The following is a 19,876-nucleotide window of genomic DNA, read 5'->3' as shown; positions in this document are numbered from 1 at the left end:
ACTGTATCAGTGCGCATTTGGCGTGAGCGATAGGGGATTGCCCTAGTGTTGTAGGAGTTTTCCTTGCCACGCCTGCAAACTGAATCGTCCAATGTTTCAACTTCTTTAATCTGTCTGGAGCTGTTCATGAGCACTGCACGTCCTTCATTGGGTTTTGCCGGGATCGGTCTGATGGGATTGCCGATGTGTCGGCGCTTGCTGGCGGCGGGGTATGCGCTGACCGTCTGGAATCGTTCGCCGGACAAGTGCGACGCGCTGGTGAAGGCCGGTGCCCGGCTGGCGCAGACTCCGGCCGAACTGTGCGAGGCGGCGGATGTGGTGCTGTTGTGCCTGGCCGATACCGCAGTGGTACGTGAGGTGGTGTTCGGTGCCGAGGGTGTGGCCAAGGGGGCCAAGCCTGGGCAGTTGCTGGTGGATTTCTCCAGCCTGGAGCCGACGGCGACCCGCGAGATGGCTGCGGAGCTTGCCGCCATCAGTGGCATGAGCTGGCTGGATGCGCCTGTTTCAGGCGGAACGCCGGGCGCCGAAGCCGGCACGCTGGCGATCATGGTCGGCGGTGATGCGGCAGACCTTGAGCGAGTGCGCCCGGTGTTGTTGAACCTGGGGCAACGTGTCACCCACATGGGGCCTGTGGGTGCGGGGCAGGTGACCAAGGCCTGCAATCAGATGATCGTCGCCTGCAATGCCCTGGTGATTGCCGAGGTAGTGGCGCTCGCCGAACAGTCAGGCGTCGATGCCAGCTTGATCGCCGAGGCTTTGGCCGGTGGCTTTGCCGATTCCAAACCGCTGCAGATCCTGGCGCCGCAAATGGCAGAAAGCCGCTTCGAACCGGTCAAATGGCACGTGCGCACCTTGCTCAAGGACCTCGATACAGCCGTCAAATTCTCTCGAGAGCAGGGCTCTGCAACGCCGCTCAGTGGCCTGGCCGCACAGCTGATGCGTTTGCATGGTAGTCAGGGCTATTTGCAAAAAGATCCGGCGACACTGATTGATCTGTATCGACATAAGGCGTGAAGCAGGCCAGCAGCGATTCGTCGCGCTGATCGAGCCGGCACAGGATCGGGCGCAGTTCGCCCATCGGTACCGGACGGCTGAGCAGGTAGCCCTGGACGAAGTCGCACCCTTGCTGGGCGAGGAACTGGTATTGCTCCAGAGTTTCCACGCCCTCGGTAATCACCTGCAGGTGCAGGGTGTGGGCCATGATGATGATTGCCTGGACGATCTCCATGTCCTGGCGGCTGTGTGGTACATCCTGAATGAACGAACGATCGATTTTCAGGGTGTCCAGCGGCAGGCGCTTCAGGTAGGCCAGCGACGAATAGCCAGTGCCGAAGTCATCGATCGACAACGACACGCCCTGGGCGCGAATGTCCTTGAGCAGGCTGATGGTGCTGTGGATGTTGCCCATCAGCGCATTTTCGGTGACTTCCAGTTCCAACTGGTGGGCGGCAAGGCCTGCCTGCTGCAGGGCATCGGCAACCTCCCGGGCCAGTTCTTCGCAGCCCAAGGTCAACGCCGAGCAGTTGACCGTAACCTTGAGGCCGCCGTAACCGTGGCGATTGAGTTGAGCCAGGTCCTGGCAGGCGTGGCGCAGGACCCAGAGGTCAAGGTCGGTGATCAGGCCATTGGCTTCGGCAATACCGATAAAGCGGTCAGGACTGAGCAAACCGTGCTGGGGGTGCTGCCAGCGCACCAGGGCTTCAAGTTTGGCCACCTGGCCGGTGTGCAAGTCGAAAATGGGCTGGTAGTGAATGCGCAGACCGCGTTCTTCGAGCAGAGCCACGCGCAGCTCTTCCTCCAGTTGCAGTTCCAGCGTGGCGCGGGTCTTGAGGCCACTGTTGAAGAAATTGAGGCTGTTGCGTCCGCTGTCCTTGGACTGGTACAGCGCCAGGTCGGCGTTTTTCAGCAGCTCTTCGCAGGTGCGGCCGTCATCGGGAAAGATACTGATGCCGATGCTGGTGGTCATGACCATGCGCCGCCCGGCCAGGTCGATGGGCTCTTTCATCTTCTGCATGATGCGTTGTGCCAGATGGCGGGCCTCGTCCCGCGTATTCAGGGCAATCAGAATGCAGAATTCGTCGCCGCCGAAGCGCGACACCACATCCTGGCTGCGGGTAGCCGCTTTGATGTAGCCGGCAATCACTTTCAGCAGTTCGTCGCCAGCGTCATGCCCGAGGCTGTCGTTGATGCGTTTGAAATGATCGATATCGAGGAACATCACCGCCAGCATGCCTTCGCTGGTGGCCTGTTCGGCCAGGCGCTCGGCAAATACCTGGTTGAAGCCACGCCGGTTGATCAGGTTGGTCAGGGCGTCGTAATGCGCCGCCTGTTGCAGCGACACCCGCGCCTGATCCAGCTGGCTGAGCAACACATTGACCCGGCGCAGGTCGTGTTCCTTGCTTTGCAGCTTCTGGTCGGACAGCGCCGCGCTGATGCTGCTGGCACTGATCAGCAGGGTAATAAGGGCGATGGTCAGGCTCAGTTGCAGGCTGTTGTCCGAGACCGGCAGGGTCATGGTGGCATCCGGCGGGATGATCAGGGTCATCGCCCACATGCCGGTGAAGTGGGTAGCGAAGATGCCGGCAGCCATTAACAGGCTGGCGGCGTATTTGAGCAATTGATGGAGCGTTCCACTGCCGTAGCGAAAGTAGCGCGCCAGTATCAATGCCAGCAAGCTGGCGCTGACGGCAATGGCAATCGAGGCGACAAACATGTCCGGGCGATAGAACTGTTGAGCGTTGGAGCGCATTGCCGCCATGCCGATGTAATGCATGGCGGCAATGCCCAGACCGATACAGGTGGCAGCCTGAAGAAAGTGACGGGGGCGTAGTTCGCGACGGCCGAGGGTGTTCATCGCCATCCAGCCGGCGAACAGCATGATCACCAGCGACAAGCCCGTCAGGGCAAAGTCGTAGTGCACCTCGATAGGCGCCTGGAAGGCCAGCATGCTGATGAAGTGCAAGGCCCAGACGCTGCCGGCCAGGCAACAGGCTCCCAGCAGCCGCCACTGCCGCTGCGCGACAGGTTCCTCCACATGGTTCAGGCGCTCAGCCATGCTCAGGGTTGCGAAGCTGCCCGCGCCCGCCACCAGAAAGGCCAGCAACACCAGGTAAGGGTTGTAATTGCACTCGAGAATGATCTGTCCGGTAGACGGAAGTTCGGAGAGCATTTGTAGCCCCAGCCACTCCATAGCATTCCTCTTTATCGAGTTTGCACTCGTCCCCCAAATGCCTGCCTGGAGACCGTTCTGCTGGAGTATAGGAAGAGAGGATTAACCCATCCTGATTAATGGCACATTGACTTCTACGATTTGGACATTGAGTCAATAGCGTTGGGTTCTAAAACCGTTGCAGCTTTAGATACAGCGTGCACATCGGGTGTGCATAAGACCCGACCCGGCAGCGGGGCGCTGCCGGGTCGGGCTTATCGAGTGATTGCAGGTGGTTGATCAGCCCGCGACCAGTACCCGGATGGCTTCCAGGCGCAGCGCGGCTTTTTCCAGCATTGCCAGGCCTTGTTCACGTTGCTTGCGCACGGCATCGATTTCGCTGTCACGCACGCTTGGGTTGACGGCTTGCAAGGCGGTCAGGCGCGCCAGCTCTTCGTCGGTCTCGGCGGCCAGGCGACGCTGGGCCTCGGCAACCCGCTCGGCATGACGCGGCATGATCTTGGCTTCGCCGCTGTTGATCCGTGGTGTCAGCACATCGCGCTGAGCCTGGATGAACTTGTTGGCGCTGGCCTTCGGCACGCTTTCGAGCTGGTCGTTGAGGGTTTCGAACGAGACGCGTGAAGCCAGGTCGTTGCCGTTGGTGTCGAGCAGGCAGCGCAATGCGGCCGGTGGCAGGTAGCGGCCCAGTTGCAGGGCGCGGGGGGCTACCACTTCGCTGACATACAGCAGTTCAAGCAGCACGGTGCCGGGTTTGAGCGCCTTGTTCTTGATCAGCGCCACCGCGGTGTTGCCCATTGAACCGGACAGCACCAGGTCCATGCCACCCTGGACCATCGGATGCTCCCAGGTGATGAACTGCATGTCTTCGCGCGACAGTGCCTGGTTACGGTCGTAGGTGATGGTCACGCCTTCGTCGTCGCCCAGCGGGAAGCTGGCGTCGAGCATCTTTTCGCTCGGCTTGAGGATCAGGGCGTTTTCCGAATGGTCTTCGCTGTCGATACCGAACGCGTCGAACAAGGTTTCCATGTAGATCGGCAGGGTGAACTGATCGTCCTGCTCGAGGATCGCCTCAACCAGTGCTTCGCCCTCGCCGGCACCGCCGGAGTTGAGCTCCAGCAGACGGTCGCGGCCGCTGTGCAGTTCGCTTTCCAGGCGTTCGCGCTCGGCACGTGCCTCGTCAACCAGGGTTTGCCACTCACCGTCGTCACCGCTTTCGAGCATCGGCAACAGGCGCGGGCCGAACTGGTGCTGCAGGGCGTTACCGGTCGGGCAGGTGGCGAGGAAGGCATTCAAGGCCTGGTTGTACCACTGGAACAGGCGCTCTTGCGGGCTGTTCTGCAGGTACGGTACGTGCAGTTCGATGGTGTGCTTCTGACCGATCCGGTCGAGACGGCCGATACGCTGTTCGAGCAGGTCCGGGTGAGCGGGCAGGTCGAACAGCACCAGGTGATGGGCAAACTGGAAGTTGCGGCCTTCACTGCCGATTTCCGAGCAGATCAGCACCTGGGCACCGAACTCTTCGTCAGCGAAGTAGGCGGCAGCACGGTCGCGCTCCAGGATGCTCATGCCTTCATGGAAGACCGTGGCTGGAATACCGGAGCGCACGCGCAGGGCGTCTTCCAGGTCCATGGCGGTTTCGGCGTGGGCGCAGATCACCAGAACCTTGACGCGCTTGAGCATCTTCAGGGTGTCGATCAGCCAGTCGACCCGTGGGTCGAAGCGCCACCAGCGTTCTTCTTCGGCGGTGTCGCCCTGGGACTGGAAGGCCACTTCCGGGTACAACTCGGCGTGCTCGCCAAGCGGCAGCTCCATGTACTGATCTGGACTTGGCAGCGGGTAGGGGTGCAGGTTGCGCTCAGGGAAGCCCTGGACGGCAGCACGGGTATTACGGAACAGCACGCGGCCGGTGCCGTGACGGTCGAGCAGCTCGCGAATCAGGCGCGCGCTTGCCTGGGTGTCGCCGTCGTTGATTGCACCCAGCAGTGCCTCGCCTTCGGCACCGAGGAAGCCCTGGATGGTGGCATGTGCCTTGTCCGACAGGCGACCTTCGTCAAGCAGCTCCTGGACCGCTTCGGCCACAGGGCGATAATGCTCGCTCTCGGCGCGGAAGGCTGCCAGGTCGTGGAAGCGGTTCGGGTCGAGCAGGCGCAGGCGCGCGAAGTGGCTGTCCTGACCTAGTTGCTCAGGGGTTGCCGTCAGCAACAGCACGCCTGGAATCACCTGAGACAGTTGCTCGACCAGGCCATATTCGGGGCTGACCTGCTCTTCGTGCCAGACCAGGTGATGGGCTTCGTCGACGACCAGCAGGTCCCAGCCCGCAGCGAACAGCGCGTCCTGGGCTTTTTCGTCTTCGGTCAGCCATTCCAGGGCGACCAGCGCCAGCTGGGCATCTTCGAACGGGTTGCTGGCGTCGCTTTCGATAAAGCGCTCGGCGTCGAACAGGGCGACCTGCAGGTTGAAGCGCCGGCGCATCTCTACCAGCCACTGGTGCTGGAGGTTTTCCGGAACCAGGATCAGCACACGGCTGGCGCGCCCCGAGAGCAGCTGGCGATGAATCACCAGGCCGGCCTCGATGGTCTTGCCCAGGCCCACTTCGTCGGCCAGCAATACCCGCGGGGCGATACGGTCGGCGACTTCGCGGGCAATATGCAGCTGGTGAGCGATTGGCTGGGCACGGGTGCCGCCCAGGCCCCACAGCGAGGACTGCAACTGGCGGCTGGTGTGCTCGAGGGTGTTGTAGCGCAGCGAGAACCACGGCAGGGGGTCGATTTGTCCGGCAAACAGACGGTCACTGGCCAGGCGGAACTGGATAAAGTTCGACAGCTGGGTTTCCGGCAGGGTGCGGGCCTGGTTTTGCCCATCGAGGCCGTGATAGACCAGCAGGCCGTCGACATCGTCGACTTCGCGTACGGTCAGTTTCCAGCCTTCGAAATGGGTGATCTGGTCGCCAGGCGAGAAACGCACACGGGTCAGGGGCGCATTGCGCAGGGAGTACTGGCGAGTGTCGCCAGTGGCCGGGTAGAGCACGGTCAACAAGCGGCCGTCCTGTGCCAGAACGGTCCCTAGACCCAGCTCGGCCTCGCTGTCGCTGATCCAGCGTTGCCCCGGTTGATACTGCTGCGCCATACTGCCTGACTCCCGCCTTGAAAAGCCGACTATCTTAACGGATAGGACTGTGCAGACCAAAGAGTCTAGCAATTTCAGCGAATAAAACCGCTGTCGCCAGTGAGGGGCCTGAACATTCATGCGTCTACAAGCGTTGTGGTTACCCCGATTGCTGCTCGTGGGCAGCGTGCTCGTGCTGAGCGCCTGCGACAAACCTGGTTTTGAATTGCTGGCGCCATTGCCAGCGGCACAGTTTGATGCACTGGGTATCGCTACGGCAGTACAGACCGTGCACTTTCGTGACCGCGAGGGCGAAGGTTTGCTGGTGCTCAGCCGTGGCGATGATCAGGTGCGTGACGAGGACGCCGGCCAGGACCTCGACCGGGTGATCCTTACCGCCACGCTGTATGGACGAAGCGCCGAGAGTGACGCGCTCAAGGTGCGCTGGACCTTCGAGGATGAAACCGACTGCGCCGGCCTGGACCTGGACGTTGGCTTTTATACCGATGTCAGCGGTGCCAGCGACCTGAACAACGATGGCGTGGCGGAGCTGACTGTCGCCAGTCACGCTTTTTGTGGGGGCGGAATCGATCCGCACGCGCTGCGTGTGGAGGTGCGTGAAGGGCAGGCCAGCTATGCCGTCGTCGGACAATCCCTGATCACCCCGCCGGGAGAGTCGCCCTATGGCGGTGAGCGTGAAGACAGCCCTTCACTGGCGTCGGCGCCCGCGGTGTTGCGCGATCACCTCAACGCCGTGTGGAACAGCATCCTCACCCGGCCCTGGAGCGAGATCGCGCCGGCACCGGATGACAGCGACGAACCGTAGGGAGGGCTACACTCCAGGCGTCCAGCTATTCTTCGCTTCAGGCTAAAGGCTGGCGCTGGCTAGCCGACACACTGGCGACAGGAGATCGACCCCATGCTGCCGCCCCTCATTCCGCTCAGTGCTGCCCCCGTGACATCGCAACTGGACCCGGTCAAGCCGACGCCTGACATCAAGCCGGTGGTACCAACGCAGCCGGCGTCCGGTGAAGGGGCCGTCGACCTGAAACACCGAGACCCGGAACAACCGGCACTGTTGTTGCGCGAAGAACAACGCCGCCAGCAGCAGCGGCATCGGTCATGCCAGGGTGATGACCTTTACCAGCCCATGCCGGGGGATGAAGTCAACGCCGACAATACCGTGCCGGTGGCGCCCTTGATGGGTGAACAGCCGCGCCAGGGGCTGCTGGTGGACATCGAAGTCTGAACATCGCGCCACTGGCTGGTCAGCGACGGCAACTGCCTTCATTATTGCAGGATCGCAGCCCGCTTCCCGAGCCAGACCATGAGCCAAGATGACAACCTGATCGACTTCGACGCCGAGCGCGCACGACGCATTCATGACATCAAAGAGAAACGCCTGAACGAAGTGCGCCAGGCGTTCGAGCAAGCCATGCCGCTGGGCAAGGCCAAGAAAAAGCCCAAGGGCAAACCCAAGAAGCGTTGAAAACTTGATGCAGGTCAACCCTGCGCCTGCCTCGCGCGCCCGGCCCCGGGCGCCATTGATCTCGGTCAATTCTTATCCACCGGCCTTTCGCTACCTTGAGCACATCAGACGGGGTCAGGCGAAAGGAGGTCGGCATGTTCTTCGATAATGTGGTTATCGCTGGAGTCATCACAGTCAGCCTGATGCTGCTGTTTTTCGTCGGATTCGGAATTTTTATCTGGAAGGATTCGAACAAGCGCAAAGAGCGCTGATTCTTCCGGTACATGAGCACGCAAGGCATTTAGGGCGACTTCGGTCGCCCATTTTTTTGTCCGCAAGAAAACTTTCGTCTCACTGGATTTTTGTTAGTTAGCTAGCTAATAATCTGTTTCCAGTCCTTTCACACCTTCCTGTCTATCTTTACAACACAGTCCGTCAAGGTTCGACCCGTGCCCATTACGTTGCAGGCGCTGTTTGCGCCGAACAAACTCGCCGTGCAATTTGCCATCAAGACCCTGCTGGGCGGTGGACTTGCCCTGTGGCTGGCATTGCGGTGGGGGCTTGAGCAACCGGCCTGGGCGTTGATGACTGCATTCATCGTGGCGCAGCCGCTTTCCGGCATGGTCCTGCAAAAGGGCCTGGCGCGTTTGCTCGGAACCCTGGTGGGTACGGTCATGTCGGTAGTGTTCATGGGCCTGTTTGCCCAGACGCCCTGGCTGTTCCTGCTGGCCCTGGCGTTATGGCTGGCGTTGTGTACGGCCTGCTCGACACTGCTGCGAAGTGCCTGGGCGTATTCGTTCGTGCTGGCCGGCTATACCGTTGCGATCATTGCCTTGCCGGCCGTCGATCACCCCTTGCTGGTGTTCGACCAGGCGGTAGCGCGCTGTACCGAGATCTGCCTGGGGATTGTCTGCGCCACGGCAACCAGTGCCTTGCTCTGGCCCATGCGGGTCGAGCAACAACTGGGCGGGCAGGCGCGCCAGGCCTGGAGCAGTGGCCTGCAGGCCGCCAGTGCGACCCTGACCGGTGAACAGCAGGCACGTAAAGGTTTGCTGGAGATTCTTGGGCGGATTGTCGCGGTGGACGCACAGCGCGAGCATGCCTGGTTCGAAGGCAGCCTTGGCCGCCAGCGGGCCCGTGCCATTCGCGGCTTGAGCCAGAAGCTGTTGATCCTGTTACGCATCGCCCGCTCGGTCCGGCGTCAGTGGCAACAACTGGACGAGGCACAGACCCGTCATCTGCAACCCTGGCTCGACGAGGTACAGGCAGCCCTGGCCAGTCCTGACCAGGCGAGCCTGTTGCTGTTGCGTCAGCGGGTCTGGGATGCGGCGCACGATGAACACATCAGCTCGGCCGAACACTACTGCCTGGCTCGCCTGACCTTGTTGCTGGATAACGCCATGGCCGCGACGCTGGCCTTGCGCGCCGTAGAGGAGGGCACTGCGCTGGCCGATGTCCCCGACAGTCTGGCCGTACACCGTGATGTACCGTTGGCCCTGTTGTTCGGCTCGCGCAGCGCGCTGGCTTTTCTGGCCATGGCTGGTTTCTGGTTGGCCACTGGCTGGATCTCGGCCCCCGGTGGGCTGGTACTGACCTGTGTGGTTTGCAGCCTGTTTGCCAGTCGTGAAAACGGCGCGCAAATCGGCCTGAGTTTTTTGCGCGGCATTTTGCTGGCCCTGCCAGTGGCCTTTGTTGTCGGGCAGATTCTGCTGCCGGAATGGAGCGGCTTCCCCATGCTGTGCATGGCCTTGGGTGTGCCGCTGTTTTTTGGGGCGCTGGGTATGGCCAACCCGAAGATCGGCGCTACGGCGACGTCCTATTGCCTGCACTTTATTGTGCTGGTGGCGCCGCTTAACGCCATGCACTTTCAGGTCGCGACCTTCCTGAACAGCGCCCAGGCCATGCTGATCGGAGTGGGCGCGGCAGTGCTGGCGTTCAAGTTGCTGGTGCTGCGAAATCCTGCCTGGCACGGGCGGCGCCTGCGTGCCGCCACCCAGAGTGATCTGGTGCGCTTGACGCGCCGAGACCTGCGCGGTGCCGATACCTGGTTTGGCGGCCGCATGGCCGACCGTCTGCTGCAATTGGCGCGTCACTACGCGGCGCTGTCCGAGCAGGAACGCACGCGGTGGGACGACGGTGTGCATGGCCTGGATATGGGCGATGAGCTATTGCATTTGCGTCACTGTCTGGCGGTGGCAAGAGCACCGCTGGACAGCGCCGAGCGCATGTACCTTCAGGAATTGGAGAGCGTATTGGCGCGAGGCCCGGCACCTGGCAGGAGTGATCGCCTGGATGCCGCAAGCGAACAGTTTATCGAAGCCATACAGCGTCAACCGGCCAGCGACCCGTTGCGCCTGGCCATCGGGGCGGTTCTGCAATTGCAGCGCAGCTGGGGTAAATGGTGCCGTCGGCAGGAGGAAATCCATGGGCTTGCGTGAGTGGGCGCTGGGCGGTGTGTTGCTCAGCCCGTTTCTGGTTTATGTCGTGCTGGCACTGGGGCTGACCGCTGCCGTGCACCTGGTATTGCACTTGACCCCTCTGGGGCGATGGATCTGGCACAAAGCCTTGTTCGACTGTGCGCTGTTCATTTGTGTACTGACCCTGGTAACGCTTTGGCTGGGGCCTTTGTAAGGAGTTGAATCATGCGTGCACTGGTACGTGTCGCCGTTACCCTGTGTCTGGTGGTAGTGGCCGTTTTTGCCGGCTGGAAGCTGTGGCAGTACTACATGCTCACACCCTGGACCCGCGATGCAAAAATCCGCGCCGACGTGGTGATCATCGCCCCGGACGTGTCCGGCTGGGTCCGCGAACTCAAGGTGCGTGACAACCAGCCGGTCAAGGCCGGAGAGTTACTGATGTCGATCGATCGTGATCGCTTTGAAGCAGCGCTCGAGCAAGCCAACGCTGTGGCTGAAACCCGCCAGCATCAATTGCGCCTGCGTGAGCATGAAGCCTCCCGACGGGCGGCCCTGGGACCGCAGGCAATCAGCGCAGAACTGCGTGAAAATGCCCAGATCAATGCGGCAGTCGCCCGCGGTGAGCTGCGCGAAGCCCAGGCGCAGGTCAAGGTGGCTGAGATCAACCTTGCCCGTAGCCAGGTCAAGGCGCCGCGCGACGGTCACATCACCAACCTGCGGCTGGCCGAGGGCAACTATGTCAATGCCGGGCAGCCGGTCATGGCCCTGATCGATGACGCGACCTTTTATGTGCAGGCCTATTTCGAAGAAACCAAACTGCCACGCATTCGTGTCGGCGACCCGGTCAAGGTCTGGTTGATGAGTGCCGGCGAGCCTATGCAGGGGCATGTCGAGAGCATCAGCCGCGGCATCACCGACAGCAATACCAATCCCGACAGCCAACTGCTTGCCGAAGTCGAGCCGACCTTCAACTGGGTGCGTCTGGCCCAACGTATTCCGGTGCGGATCAAGTTGGACCAGGTGCCCGACGGCATGACCCTGAGTGCGGGCATGACCGCCAGTGTGCAGGTGCACGAAGACACACAGCAGCGCTGACTATTGCTGCTGGCGAGTCGCGGCCAGAACAATTTCGCGAATGCACACGTGTTGCGGCTGCTGGTAGGCATAGGCAATGGCCGCTGCAACATCGTTGGCGCTGAGCACCTGGCCGCCCATCTCGGCTTTCCAGGCCTGGTAGCCCTCCTTGATGCCGGTGTCGGTGGTATGACCGAGCAACTCGGTTTCCACGGCACCCGGCGCGATGGTCACCACCCGTACATTGTGCGGTGCGACTTCTTCGCGCAGGTTTTCGGAAATCCCGTGCACAGCGAATTTGGTTCCGACGTAGGCGACATGGTTGGGGAACGTCTTGCGCCCGGCCACAGAGCTTATGTTGATGATCGTGCCATGGCGGCGTTCGATCATCCCGCCCACCAGTGCATGGATGCCGTTGAGCAGCCCTTTGACGTTGACGTCGAGCATCTGCTCCCACTGGGCCGGATCCTGTTCATGCATTTGCCCCAACAGCATCACCCCGGCATTGTTGACCACCGCATCGGCCGGGCCGTAGAGCGCTTCGGCTTCTTTGACGGCAGCGACGAAGGCCTCGCGGTCGCTGACATCCACTGCGCGCGTCATGCAATCGGGCAACGCCAGTGCCTGCATCCGCTCCAGGCGCCGGGCCAGGAGCAGCAGCGGGTGGCCGGCTTGCGAGAACAGGCGTGCGGTGGCTTCACCAATCCCTGAGCTGGCGCCGGTGATAATGATCAGTGGTTTGCGCATGTTAATCTCCAAGGCATAATCGATTTGAATGGCTTGAGTGTATTGGCTCGGGTTTTGGTTGAAAAACGGCTTATTTCTCTGGCTGGTATCGGAAATACCTATGGATATCCGTCACCTGAAAGCGTTTCTTGCCGTGTTCGAGGAACGCAACATCACCCTGGCGGCGCAACGCCTGTGCGTCGCGCAACCGACCCTGTCGGTGACCATTCGCCAGCTTGAAGACGAGTTGGGCGTGGCGTTGTTTCTGCGTCAGGCGCGCGGCGTTGAGGTCAGCGAGCACGCCCGGCAACTGTACCCGCAAGCGCAGCGCATGGTGGCTGAGGCCCAGGCCCTGAGCCGACGCTTTCGCGAAGGGCAGGACCGCTTGCCGCTGCAACTGGGGGTGGAGGCGGATATTGCCTGTGCACATGTCGAAGCGTTTGTACGCCTGGCCCGGCAGGCCGTACCGGCCATACAGCTGACGTTGCTCGATGGCTGCGTGGGCGATGCCCGGCTGGGCGTTGAGGCCCTGTGTTGCGAGGACGAACTGTTCCTCGCCGTGTGGGAGGAGCCTTTTGTGCTGGCCATGGCCGTTGGCAGCCAGCCGCTCGAGCAATGGATCACCTGCCCGCAGCATGTTTCTCATCAGCGCCTGCTTGGCTTTTATGGTAGCGGCGAGCAAGTCGGTCATGCTGGCTCGTTGCAGCAGGCCGTACCGATGGTGGCAGCCGGCCTGGGCGCCGCGTTGTTGCCGCAATCGCTGGTCGAGCGCCATCCCGGTATCCATTGGCGGCCCTGGCAAGACTCGATGCTGACCCGGCGAGTAGGCCTGTGCTTTGCCGCCCAGGCCCTGGGGTTGTCTGTCCTCAAACAACTGCATCATGCCCTCGGCGGTAACCAGGCTGATTAAAGAAACATGCCGCCGGACACCTCCACACGCTGTCCGGTGATCCAGCCACCACCATCACTCAACAGCATGGCCACGGCGGCGCCGATGTCGTCCGGCAGGCCCACGCGCCCGAGCGCGGTGTTACTGGCAATAAAGTCATTCACATCGGCGTTGTCGCGCACCACGCCGCCGCCAAAATCGGTTTCGATGGCGCCCGGGGCGAGAATATTGACGCGAATGCCGCGCGCGCCCAGCTCCTTGGCCTGATAACGGGTCAGTACTTCCATTGCGCCTTTCATGGCGGCATAGGCGGCATAGCCGGGCAGGGCGAAACGGGTCAGGCCGGTAGAAACGTTGACGATCCGGCCGTGATCGGCAATCAGCGGCAGCAAACGCTGGGTCAGGAAGAACGGGCCCTTGAGCTGGATGTTGCACAGTTGATCGAACTGCGCCTCGCTGGTTTCACTGAACGGTGCGTTAATGCCGATGCCGGCGTTGTTCACCAGAAAATCCAGTTGCTCACGGTCAAACACCGAGGTCAGGGTCTGACGTAGCTGTGTGGCGAAGTCTTCGAAGCTGGCACTGTTACTGACGTCCAGTTGCAGCATCGCGGCGCGCACTCCGCATTTCTCCAGCTCTTGCACCAGTGCCTGGGCTTCCTGGGCCTTGCTGTTGAACGTGCCGATGATGTCGATGCCCTGTGCTGCCAGGTGCAGGGCGGTGTTTTTACCCAGGCCGCGGCTGGCGCCTGTGATCAATGCGATTTTCCGGTTCATGCGCTGTACCTCGGGAGAAGAGTCGAGGAAAGTCTATTGGTCGGCTGAATGCTGATAAATCCATCGATATCGGAAATACTGGTCGGTAACGACGAACAATAGAGCCTGCCCGCCATGAACAAGCTGGAGTTGTTGCGGACCTTTGTCCGCGTCAGCGAACTGTCGAGTTTTACCCTGGCCGGGGAGCACCTGGGGCTGCCGCGTTCAACCGTCTCGGAACAGGTTCGGGCCCTGGAAGCCTTGCTCGGAACGCGCTTGCTCAACCGCACCACGCGGCGGGTCCAGGCGACTCAGGACGGCTTGCACCTGTACGAGCGTAGCAAAGACCTGTTGTCGCGCATGGATGAGATCGAAGGCTTGTTCCACAGTGACAGGGCGGCGCTCAGGGGGCGCTTGCGCATTGATCTGCCGACCTTGATGGCACGGCGCATCATTCTGCCCAACCTGCCACAGTTCATGGAGCGTCACCCCGAGGTCGAACTGGAGATCAGCTGTACCGACCGCCAGGTTGACTTGTTGCGCGAGGGCTTTGACTGCGTGCTACGTATTGGCGCCCTCAGCGACCTCGACCTGATTGCCCGCCCGCTGGGGGTGCTTAGCCAGATCAATTGCGCCAGCCCGCGCTACCTGGATCGGCATGGCGTGCCAAAGACTCTGGCAGACCTGCATCAGCACCAGCTGATCCACTATGTGAAAACCCTGGGCAGCCGCAGCCCGGGATTCGAATACCTGCAAGGGGACACGTTGCAGGTACAACCCATGGCCGGCGCCGTTACCGTCAACAGCACCGAGGCTTACGAAAGTGCCTGTGTGGCCGGGCTCGGTTTGATCCAGGCGCCGGCTGCCGGGCTGCAGGAGTACCTGCAACGGGGCGAGCTGGTGCCGCTGCTGGCCGAGTTTGTACCTGCGCCACTGCCGGTGTCTTTGCTGTATGCCAGACAACAGCACATTCCACCCCGGCTGCGCGCGTTCATGGATTGGCTGGCAGACTTGCTTGAGCCTCGTCTGGATCCAGTGGCAAGCGGAAACTGAACAACGTCCCGGCCTCCTGGCTGGAGATCACTTCCATGCGCCCGCCGTGGGCCTGGGCGATCTGGTTGGCGATGTACAGGCCCAGCCCCAGGCCGGACCGCACGGCATCATTGAGGGGGTGGGCGAAGGGTTGAAACAGCTGCGCCAGCACCTGTGGCGCAATCGGTTCGCCGAAATTATGCACCCCGAGCACGAAAGCCTGGTCACGGATCTGGGCGCTGACATCCACCGGCTGGTCCTGGGCGCCGTGGGTCAGCGCATTGGCAATCAGATTGGACAGCAATTGGGTAACCCGCTCGCGGTCGCAATGCACACGGCTGAGGTCGCCGATGTTCAGGTTGATCCGCCGTTGCGGGTAAACGCGCTGCAGCTCCGAAGCAACGTGCCTCAGGGCTTCGCCCAGGTCCGGGCAGGGCTGGATGTTGACAGTCATGCCGTTGCCCAGGCGGCCGCGGGCAAAATCCAGGATATCGCGTACCAGGTTGGTGGCACGCCGGCCGCAGGTGAGGATATGCAAGGCAATGGTGCGGCTTTTCTCTTCCTGCAGGCGTTGCGCAAGCAGCTCGGCGCCGGCAGTAATCGCAAACAGCGGGTTGCGCAGGTCATGCCCCAGCACGGCAATGAATTGCTCGCGCAGCTCGGCCATGGCCCGTTCCTTTTGCAGGGCCTGTTCAGTTTCCTGAGCGGTTTCCTCGCTTTCCATTTGAATCGACAGCAAGCGTGCAAACGACTCCATCATGGGCTGGATGGCGCTGCCCTTGAGGGCGGCAGGCAGTGGGTCAAGGGCGCAGATGGTGCCGAAGAAGCTGCCGTCGGTGCGAAACACCGGCACCGAAATGTAGCTTTCGAACCGGTAGATGCGCGGGGTGTGGTGGTTGCAATACAGCGCGTCTTCACTGGCCTTGTCGATCACGATGGTCTGGTGGCTGCCGCGAATCTCGTGGCACAGGGTCGTGTTCAAATCCAGTTCATCACCGACCGCCAGGCCAAAGCCCAGAGTGTCGAGTACAGCGCAAGCGGTCCAGCTGTTCTCGGTGACCCGCGCCACGGCGGCAAAGCGCATGCCGGTGGATTCACAGATCACCTGCAAAATGGCCGGTACGGCGTTGATTCGGCCAACGGTGGCAATGTCTGAGGTAATACCCTTGATCATGAATCATCCACAGTGGCTGGTGGTGTGAGCGGCGTGTCGGTTAAGTCTAGCGAGCAAGGTTGAATCGGGTGACAAATCCGTACCCAGCGGTGATGTTTTTCCATTAGTCTTGGGCCTTGAGTCATTCCAGCAGAGAGTGACCTCCTTGCCCAGCGTGCCAATCCCTTTCGTTCTGCATCCCGATGGATGCTTCAGTGAGGTTTGACATGCACATCACATCACAGGATATCTGTGCCGCCGCCGACCAGCTCAAGGGCTTCGTCGGATTTCACCGCAAACTTGGCAAGCATATCGTGCGTTTTAGCGAAGACTCCTTCGGTATGGACGTGGCCGATGACAGCATCACGCCCAGCAGCGAGTTCGTCTGGCAAGCGGGGGAGGGCGACGTCATGACCTTGAGCCGAGGGCTTATCGACATCCTTCTGCTACAGAACGTTGATGAGCGGTTGAATATCACCGAGCCGTTGCGGGTTTACCTGCGTCGGCGTGATTTACCAGAAATAGCTGCGCAGCGGAGCTTGCGGGTATAAGCGCAGGCTTGGAGTCCGGTTGCTTCAGGCCAGGTTGAGTGTCGGCAGGTCCATCTGCGCAAAGTTGACCTGGTTGCGGCCACTGTTTTTTGCCGCGTAAAGCGCTTTGTCGGCTTCATTGAGCCAGGATTCGGCATCAGCCAGGTCCTGGCGACAACTGGCCAGGCCAATGCTCAGGCTGACCCGCAGTTCCGGTAATTGCGGATTACGGTAGCTGCCGACGCGTTCGCGCAGGCGCTCCATGACCACGCGGGCTTGCTCCAGGGTGGTATTGGGCAGGATCAGGCAGAACTCGTCGCCACCATAGCGACCGGCCAGGTCATCTTCACGCAGGCTGTGCTTGAGCTCACTGCTGAGCTGGCTCAATACACAGTCGCCGACTACATGGCCAAAGGTGTCGTTGATCGTCTTGAAGTGATCGATATCGATAATCGCGATCACCGCCTGGCACTGCTGTTGCTGACAGATCTGGAACTTGAGCTGCAGCAGGTCTTTCCACGAGCCATGGTTCAACAGCCCGGTCAGGCTGTCGGTACGGCTCAGGGCACTGAGACGGCGTTTATGTTCAGCCAGTTTCATTGCCAGCCGGTAGCAAACCCAGCCCAACGCCATGGGGTAGAGTGTCAACATCGGCAGACAGGCATAGACCTGCAGGGGGGTAGCCTGCAACTGCAGGTGAGCACCGAACACCGCCATCGACAGGCCTGCGCCCGCACCTTGTACCAGCAGTCCTTTGAGGAACAGGCGCTGGCCGCCGGCGGCAAAGTTGTTCATCGCCATCATTGCCAGGATGGTGACGCTGGGGAGGGGGTTGAACTGCACTGTGGCAGTCCAGAACCCGCCCATCAACGAATCGAGCAGCAGGTTGCGGTATTCGGCGTGATAGGGCGTTTTGGCGCGGCGGGCCAGTTGAAAGGCCAGGTGTGGCCAGATCAACCCGTTGAACAGCAACAGCCCCCACACCCACGGTGCCATGTCCAGGGTCGAAATGCCGGCCATGACGCTGAGCATGCCGATACCCAGGCCGACAATGCGCGGCGGGTATATCCTTCTAACAAATGAAAGTCCCTTGCCGCTGCTCGTATCCATCATGCGTACTGGTCTGGTCCGGGTCGCCGTTTATCGCATAAAGCGTGTGATTATTGTTGAACAATCGCAGGCTGTTGAAAAATGGCCTTACAAGCCATTTCACGGTTGATGCAAACATCTGGGGTAGCATGAAACTTGCCCTTGTCCTTGGAGTGCTTCTACTGATGGCCCCTTTAATCCCCGAGGCCGGCGAACCGGCTCCGCTTCAGGATGGGCGTTTTCACAACCAGTTCCCGATGCCGCAAGACAGCGTGTGGAAGAAGCTGCGCATTGGGTTCAAGTTCCTGTTCCTGGGCAAACCGCCCGGCACCCGACCAGAGGTTGAGATCCCGGTGCAACGCCTGAGTCGGCTGCAATTGCTCGAGGCACCAGATCGTAGCCTGTGGCGGCTGGGCCACTCAACGGTGCTGCTGAAGTTGCGCGAGCGCTTTTTCATCACCGACCCGGTTTTCGCCGAACGCGCCTCGCCGGTGCAATGGGCAGGGCCGCAGCGCTTTCACCAGCCACCGCTGAACCTCGACGAGCTGCCGCCGCTGACCGCCGTGATCCTTTCTCACGATCATTATGATCACCTCGATGAGCAGGCAATACGCCAACTGGCTGACAAGGCCGAGCACTTCCTTGCGCCCAAGGGCGTCGGTGACCTGTTGATCGAGTGGGGTGTACCGGCGGCCAAAGTGCGCCAGCTCGATTGGTGGCAAGAAACCGAAGTCTCGGGCATTCGCTTTGTCGCTACCCCGGCGCAGCATTTCTCCGGCCGTGGCTTGTTCGACAGCAACAGCAGGCTGTGGGCGTCCTGGGTGATCCTGGATGAGAGCTTGCGGCTGTTCTTCAGCGGCGATACGGGGTACTTCGACGGCTTCAAGCAGATTGGCGAGCAGTACGGCCCGTTTGATGTAACGCTGATTGAAACGGGCGCCTATAACGTTGAATGGCCCAATGTCCACATGCAGCCCGAGCAAAGCCTGCAGGCCCACAAGGATTTGCGTGGGCGTTGGCTGTTACCCATTCATAACGGTACCTTCGACCTGTCGGTGCACAGCTGGCATGAGCCCTTTGACCGGATTCTGGCCTTGGCCAATGCCGCCCAGGTCCCCCTTAGTACCCCGCAGATGGGGGAGCGGATCAGCCTTGAACAACCCCATAGCGGCCCGGCCTGGTGGTTGCCGAAACCTGTGCGTCAACCGCATGGCGCGGGTGATCGGGTAATGGCAATGAAGGACCTGTAGCGCCCTTTCTATTTATAGGGACCGTTTTGCGGCGGCTCCTTGTGGCGTTTTGCTGCTGTGGCAGGGGGCTTGCCACTGTCGCTGCGCACCTGGGCGTGGCTGATCAGGGCAAAAATGAAACTGCCGCCGACGATGTTGCCGATCAGGGTTGGCGCGGCGAAGTCCAGCCAGAACACCGGCCAGCTCACCTCGCCAGCCCAGGCCAGGTAGGACACCTCCACGGAACCGACGACGATATGGGTAAAGTCACCCAGGGCCATCAGGTATGTGATCATCAGGATGATCCAGATCTTGGCGTGCTCCATGGAGGGGATCATCCACACCATGGTTGCGATCATCCAGCCGGAGATGATGCCTTTGGCGAACATCTGGCTCAGGTCGTTCTCCATGACCTTGCGGCCAACGTCGAGAAAGGCTTCGTCTGTCTTGCTGTCGAAAATCGGCAGGTTGAGCATGACATAAGAGACCAGTACGGTACCGGCCAGGTTGCCGAGCAGCACCACCGACCATAAACGCAGCAGTCGGCCCAGGTTGCGCAGCGTGGGTTCGGTCATCACCGGCAGCACGGCGGTGAGGGTGTTTTCGGTAAACAGCTGCTGGCGAGCGAGGATCACCGCGAGAAAACCGGCGGAGTAGCCCAGGCTAGCGATTACCTGGGCGCTGTCACCCTCGGGCAGTCGCGCATAGAACAACCCCATGGCCATCATCGACAGGCCCATGCTCAGCCCGGCGGCCAGTGCCGACCACCAGAGTGCCGCCAGCGTGCGTTCCAGTTCCTGGTCGCCCTGAGCGCGAATGATCTCATGCAGCACTGCGGCGCGAGGCGGCTGGTTCTGACTGACTTCCTGCTCTTCGTCCGCTGACAGGCCCGGGGTTTTGCTGCTTTGTGATTCGCTCATGGTGGTGGCTCACAGGGGGTGCCTTTACTACAGAGCAGTGGCGGGGCCAATTAGTTGCCTGTTGTACTGTTTATATGGAGCGAATGAACGAAGTTGAACAAAGTTGAAATAAGTCCTTGACGCCCCTGTGGATCTGTCTATAATTCGCCCCACTTCCGGCGCAGTCGGAACGGAAAACTCCTTGAGATTCAATGAGTTAGATGTTCCAGGTAGTACCGGAGGGGCTTCGATCGAAAGATCGGCAGCGGTGAAAAAGGTGGTTGACAGCGGATTGAAACGCTGTAGAATTCGCCTCCCGCTGACGAGAGATCGCAGCGAGT

General features: G+C 61.0%; 19 protein-coding genes. 12 read left to right on the top strand and 7 right to left on the bottom strand.

Annotation, left to right across the window (positions count from 1 at the left end):
• Positions 1–126 precede the first annotated feature (126 nt).
• Entirely contained in the window at positions 127–1,014 is an 888-nt protein-coding gene (locus I5S59_RS24925; protein ID WP_197878944.1) for an NAD(P)-dependent oxidoreductase, read from the top strand.
• Here I5S59_RS24925 and I5S59_RS24920 read toward each other — a convergent pair.
• Together I5S59_RS24920 and rapA are read right to left on the bottom strand one after the other, a co-directional pair.
• Positions 914–3,190 carry a putative bifunctional diguanylate cyclase/phosphodiesterase gene (locus tag I5S59_RS24920; RefSeq protein WP_197878943.1) on the bottom strand — a complete coding sequence of 759 codons (2,277 nt, stop codon included), beginning with the start codon at positions 3,188–3,190 and terminating at the stop codon, positions 914–916. The genes I5S59_RS24925 and I5S59_RS24920 overlap by 101 nt on opposite strands.
• Positions 3,191–3,448: 258 nt before the next feature.
• The gene (rapA, locus tag I5S59_RS24915) at positions 3,449–6,295 is read right to left on the bottom strand and encodes an RNA polymerase-associated protein RapA (RefSeq protein WP_197878942.1); all 2,847 of its coding nucleotides are present in this window, start codon (positions 6,293–6,295) and stop codon (positions 3,449–3,451) included.
• A 118-nt stretch (positions 6,296–6,413) separates the two neighbouring features.
• On the opposite strand from rapA, the gene I5S59_RS24910 reads away from it, so the two are divergent.
• From I5S59_RS24910 to I5S59_RS24885, 7 genes are all read left to right on the top strand, one after another.
• Positions 6,414–7,100, top strand: a complete 687-nt coding sequence (locus I5S59_RS24910; protein WP_197878941.1) for a M949_RS01915 family surface polysaccharide biosynthesis protein — start codon at positions 6,414–6,416, stop codon at positions 7,098–7,100.
• Between the two features lie 93 nt (positions 7,101–7,193).
• A complete protein-coding gene (locus I5S59_RS24905; RefSeq protein ID WP_197878940.1) occupies positions 7,194–7,523 on the top strand; it encodes an aspartate-semialdehyde dehydrogenase in 330 nt (109 codons plus the stop codon).
• A gap of 78 nt (positions 7,524–7,601) precedes the next feature.
• On the top strand, positions 7,602–7,763 hold the full coding sequence (locus I5S59_RS24900; protein ID WP_164897251.1) for a hypothetical protein: 162 nt from the start codon (positions 7,602–7,604) through the stop codon (positions 7,761–7,763).
• A gap of 134 nt (positions 7,764–7,897) precedes the next feature.
• Positions 7,898–8,014 carry a cytochrome c oxidase subunit CcoM gene (gene ccoM, locus I5S59_RS26600; protein WP_332262097.1) on the top strand — a complete coding sequence of 39 codons (117 nt, stop codon included), beginning with the start codon at positions 7,898–7,900 and terminating at the stop codon, positions 8,012–8,014.
• A gap of 177 nt (positions 8,015–8,191) precedes the next feature.
• The gene (locus tag I5S59_RS24895; RefSeq protein WP_197878939.1) at positions 8,192–10,180 is read left to right on the top strand and encodes an FUSC family protein; all 1,989 of its coding nucleotides are present in this window, start codon (positions 8,192–8,194) and stop codon (positions 10,178–10,180) included.
• Positions 10,167–10,373 (top strand): DUF1656 domain-containing protein, encoded by a 207-nt coding sequence (locus I5S59_RS24890; protein WP_197878938.1) that lies wholly within the window; start codon positions 10,167–10,169, stop codon positions 10,371–10,373. Before I5S59_RS24895 ends, I5S59_RS24890 begins: the two co-directional genes overlap by 14 nt.
• Positions 10,374–10,384: 11 nt before the next feature.
• Complete coding sequence (locus I5S59_RS24885) at positions 10,385–11,254, top strand: HlyD family secretion protein (RefSeq protein ID WP_197878937.1); 870 nt, start codon at positions 10,385–10,387, stop codon at positions 11,252–11,254.
• On the opposite strand, the gene I5S59_RS24880 is transcribed toward I5S59_RS24885, so the two are convergent.
• Positions 11,255–11,980, bottom strand: a complete 726-nt coding sequence (locus tag I5S59_RS24880) for an SDR family oxidoreductase (RefSeq protein WP_197878936.1) — start codon at positions 11,978–11,980, stop codon at positions 11,255–11,257.
• Between the two features lie 100 nt (positions 11,981–12,080).
• Between I5S59_RS24880 and I5S59_RS24875 the strand changes: the two genes are divergently transcribed.
• Entirely contained in the window at positions 12,081–12,869 is a 789-nt protein-coding gene (locus I5S59_RS24875; RefSeq protein ID WP_197878935.1) for a LysR family transcriptional regulator, read from the top strand.
• Here I5S59_RS24875 and I5S59_RS24870 read toward each other — a convergent pair.
• Positions 12,866–13,624: an SDR family NAD(P)-dependent oxidoreductase gene (locus tag I5S59_RS24870; RefSeq protein ID WP_197878934.1), complete on the bottom strand. Its 759-nt coding sequence runs from the start codon at positions 13,622–13,624 to the stop codon at positions 12,866–12,868. The two genes, I5S59_RS24875 and I5S59_RS24870, sit on opposite strands and share 4 nt — an antisense overlap.
• A gap of 114 nt (positions 13,625–13,738) precedes the next feature.
• Here I5S59_RS24870 and I5S59_RS24865 point away from each other — a divergent pair, with 114 nt between their 5' ends.
• Positions 13,739–14,656 (top strand): LysR family transcriptional regulator, encoded by a 918-nt coding sequence (locus I5S59_RS24865; RefSeq protein WP_197878933.1) that lies wholly within the window; start codon positions 13,739–13,741, stop codon positions 14,654–14,656.
• On the opposite strand, the gene I5S59_RS24860 is transcribed toward I5S59_RS24865, so the two are convergent.
• Complete coding sequence (locus I5S59_RS24860) at positions 14,595–15,809, bottom strand: ATP-binding protein (protein ID WP_197878932.1); 1,215 nt, start codon at positions 15,807–15,809, stop codon at positions 14,595–14,597. The two genes, I5S59_RS24865 and I5S59_RS24860, sit on opposite strands and share 62 nt — an antisense overlap.
• A gap of 206 nt (positions 15,810–16,015) precedes the next feature.
• On the opposite strand from I5S59_RS24860, the gene I5S59_RS24855 reads away from it, so the two are divergent.
• Positions 16,016–16,339, top strand: coding sequence for a DUF2025 family protein (locus tag I5S59_RS24855; protein WP_128324153.1), 324 nt, complete (start codon positions 16,016–16,018; stop codon positions 16,337–16,339).
• A 24-nt stretch (positions 16,340–16,363) separates the two neighbouring features.
• Here the strand turns inward: I5S59_RS24855 and I5S59_RS24850 are convergent, their stop codons facing one another.
• A complete protein-coding gene (locus tag I5S59_RS24850) occupies positions 16,364–17,431 on the bottom strand; it encodes a diguanylate cyclase (protein ID WP_197878931.1) in 1,068 nt (355 codons plus the stop codon).
• 125 nt (positions 17,432–17,556) lie between these two features.
• Between I5S59_RS24850 and I5S59_RS24845 the strand changes: the two genes are divergently transcribed.
• On the top strand, positions 17,557–18,657 hold the full coding sequence (locus I5S59_RS24845) for an MBL fold metallo-hydrolase (RefSeq protein ID WP_197878930.1): 1,101 nt from the start codon (positions 17,557–17,559) through the stop codon (positions 18,655–18,657).
• 8 nt (positions 18,658–18,665) lie between these two features.
• Here the strand turns inward: I5S59_RS24845 and I5S59_RS24840 are convergent, their stop codons facing one another.
• Positions 18,666–19,556 (bottom strand): formate/nitrite transporter family protein, encoded by an 891-nt coding sequence (locus tag I5S59_RS24840; protein WP_197878929.1) that lies wholly within the window; start codon positions 19,554–19,556, stop codon positions 18,666–18,668.
• Positions 19,557–19,876: the final 320 nt, after the last annotated feature.

The organism is Pseudomonas alkylphenolica (assembly GCF_016009175.1).
In the GTDB taxonomy this organism is placed as follows: domain Bacteria; phylum Pseudomonadota; class Gammaproteobacteria; order Pseudomonadales; family Pseudomonadaceae; genus Aquipseudomonas; species Aquipseudomonas alkylphenolica_B.
This window is presented reverse-complemented; position numbering and strand designations above follow the sequence as displayed.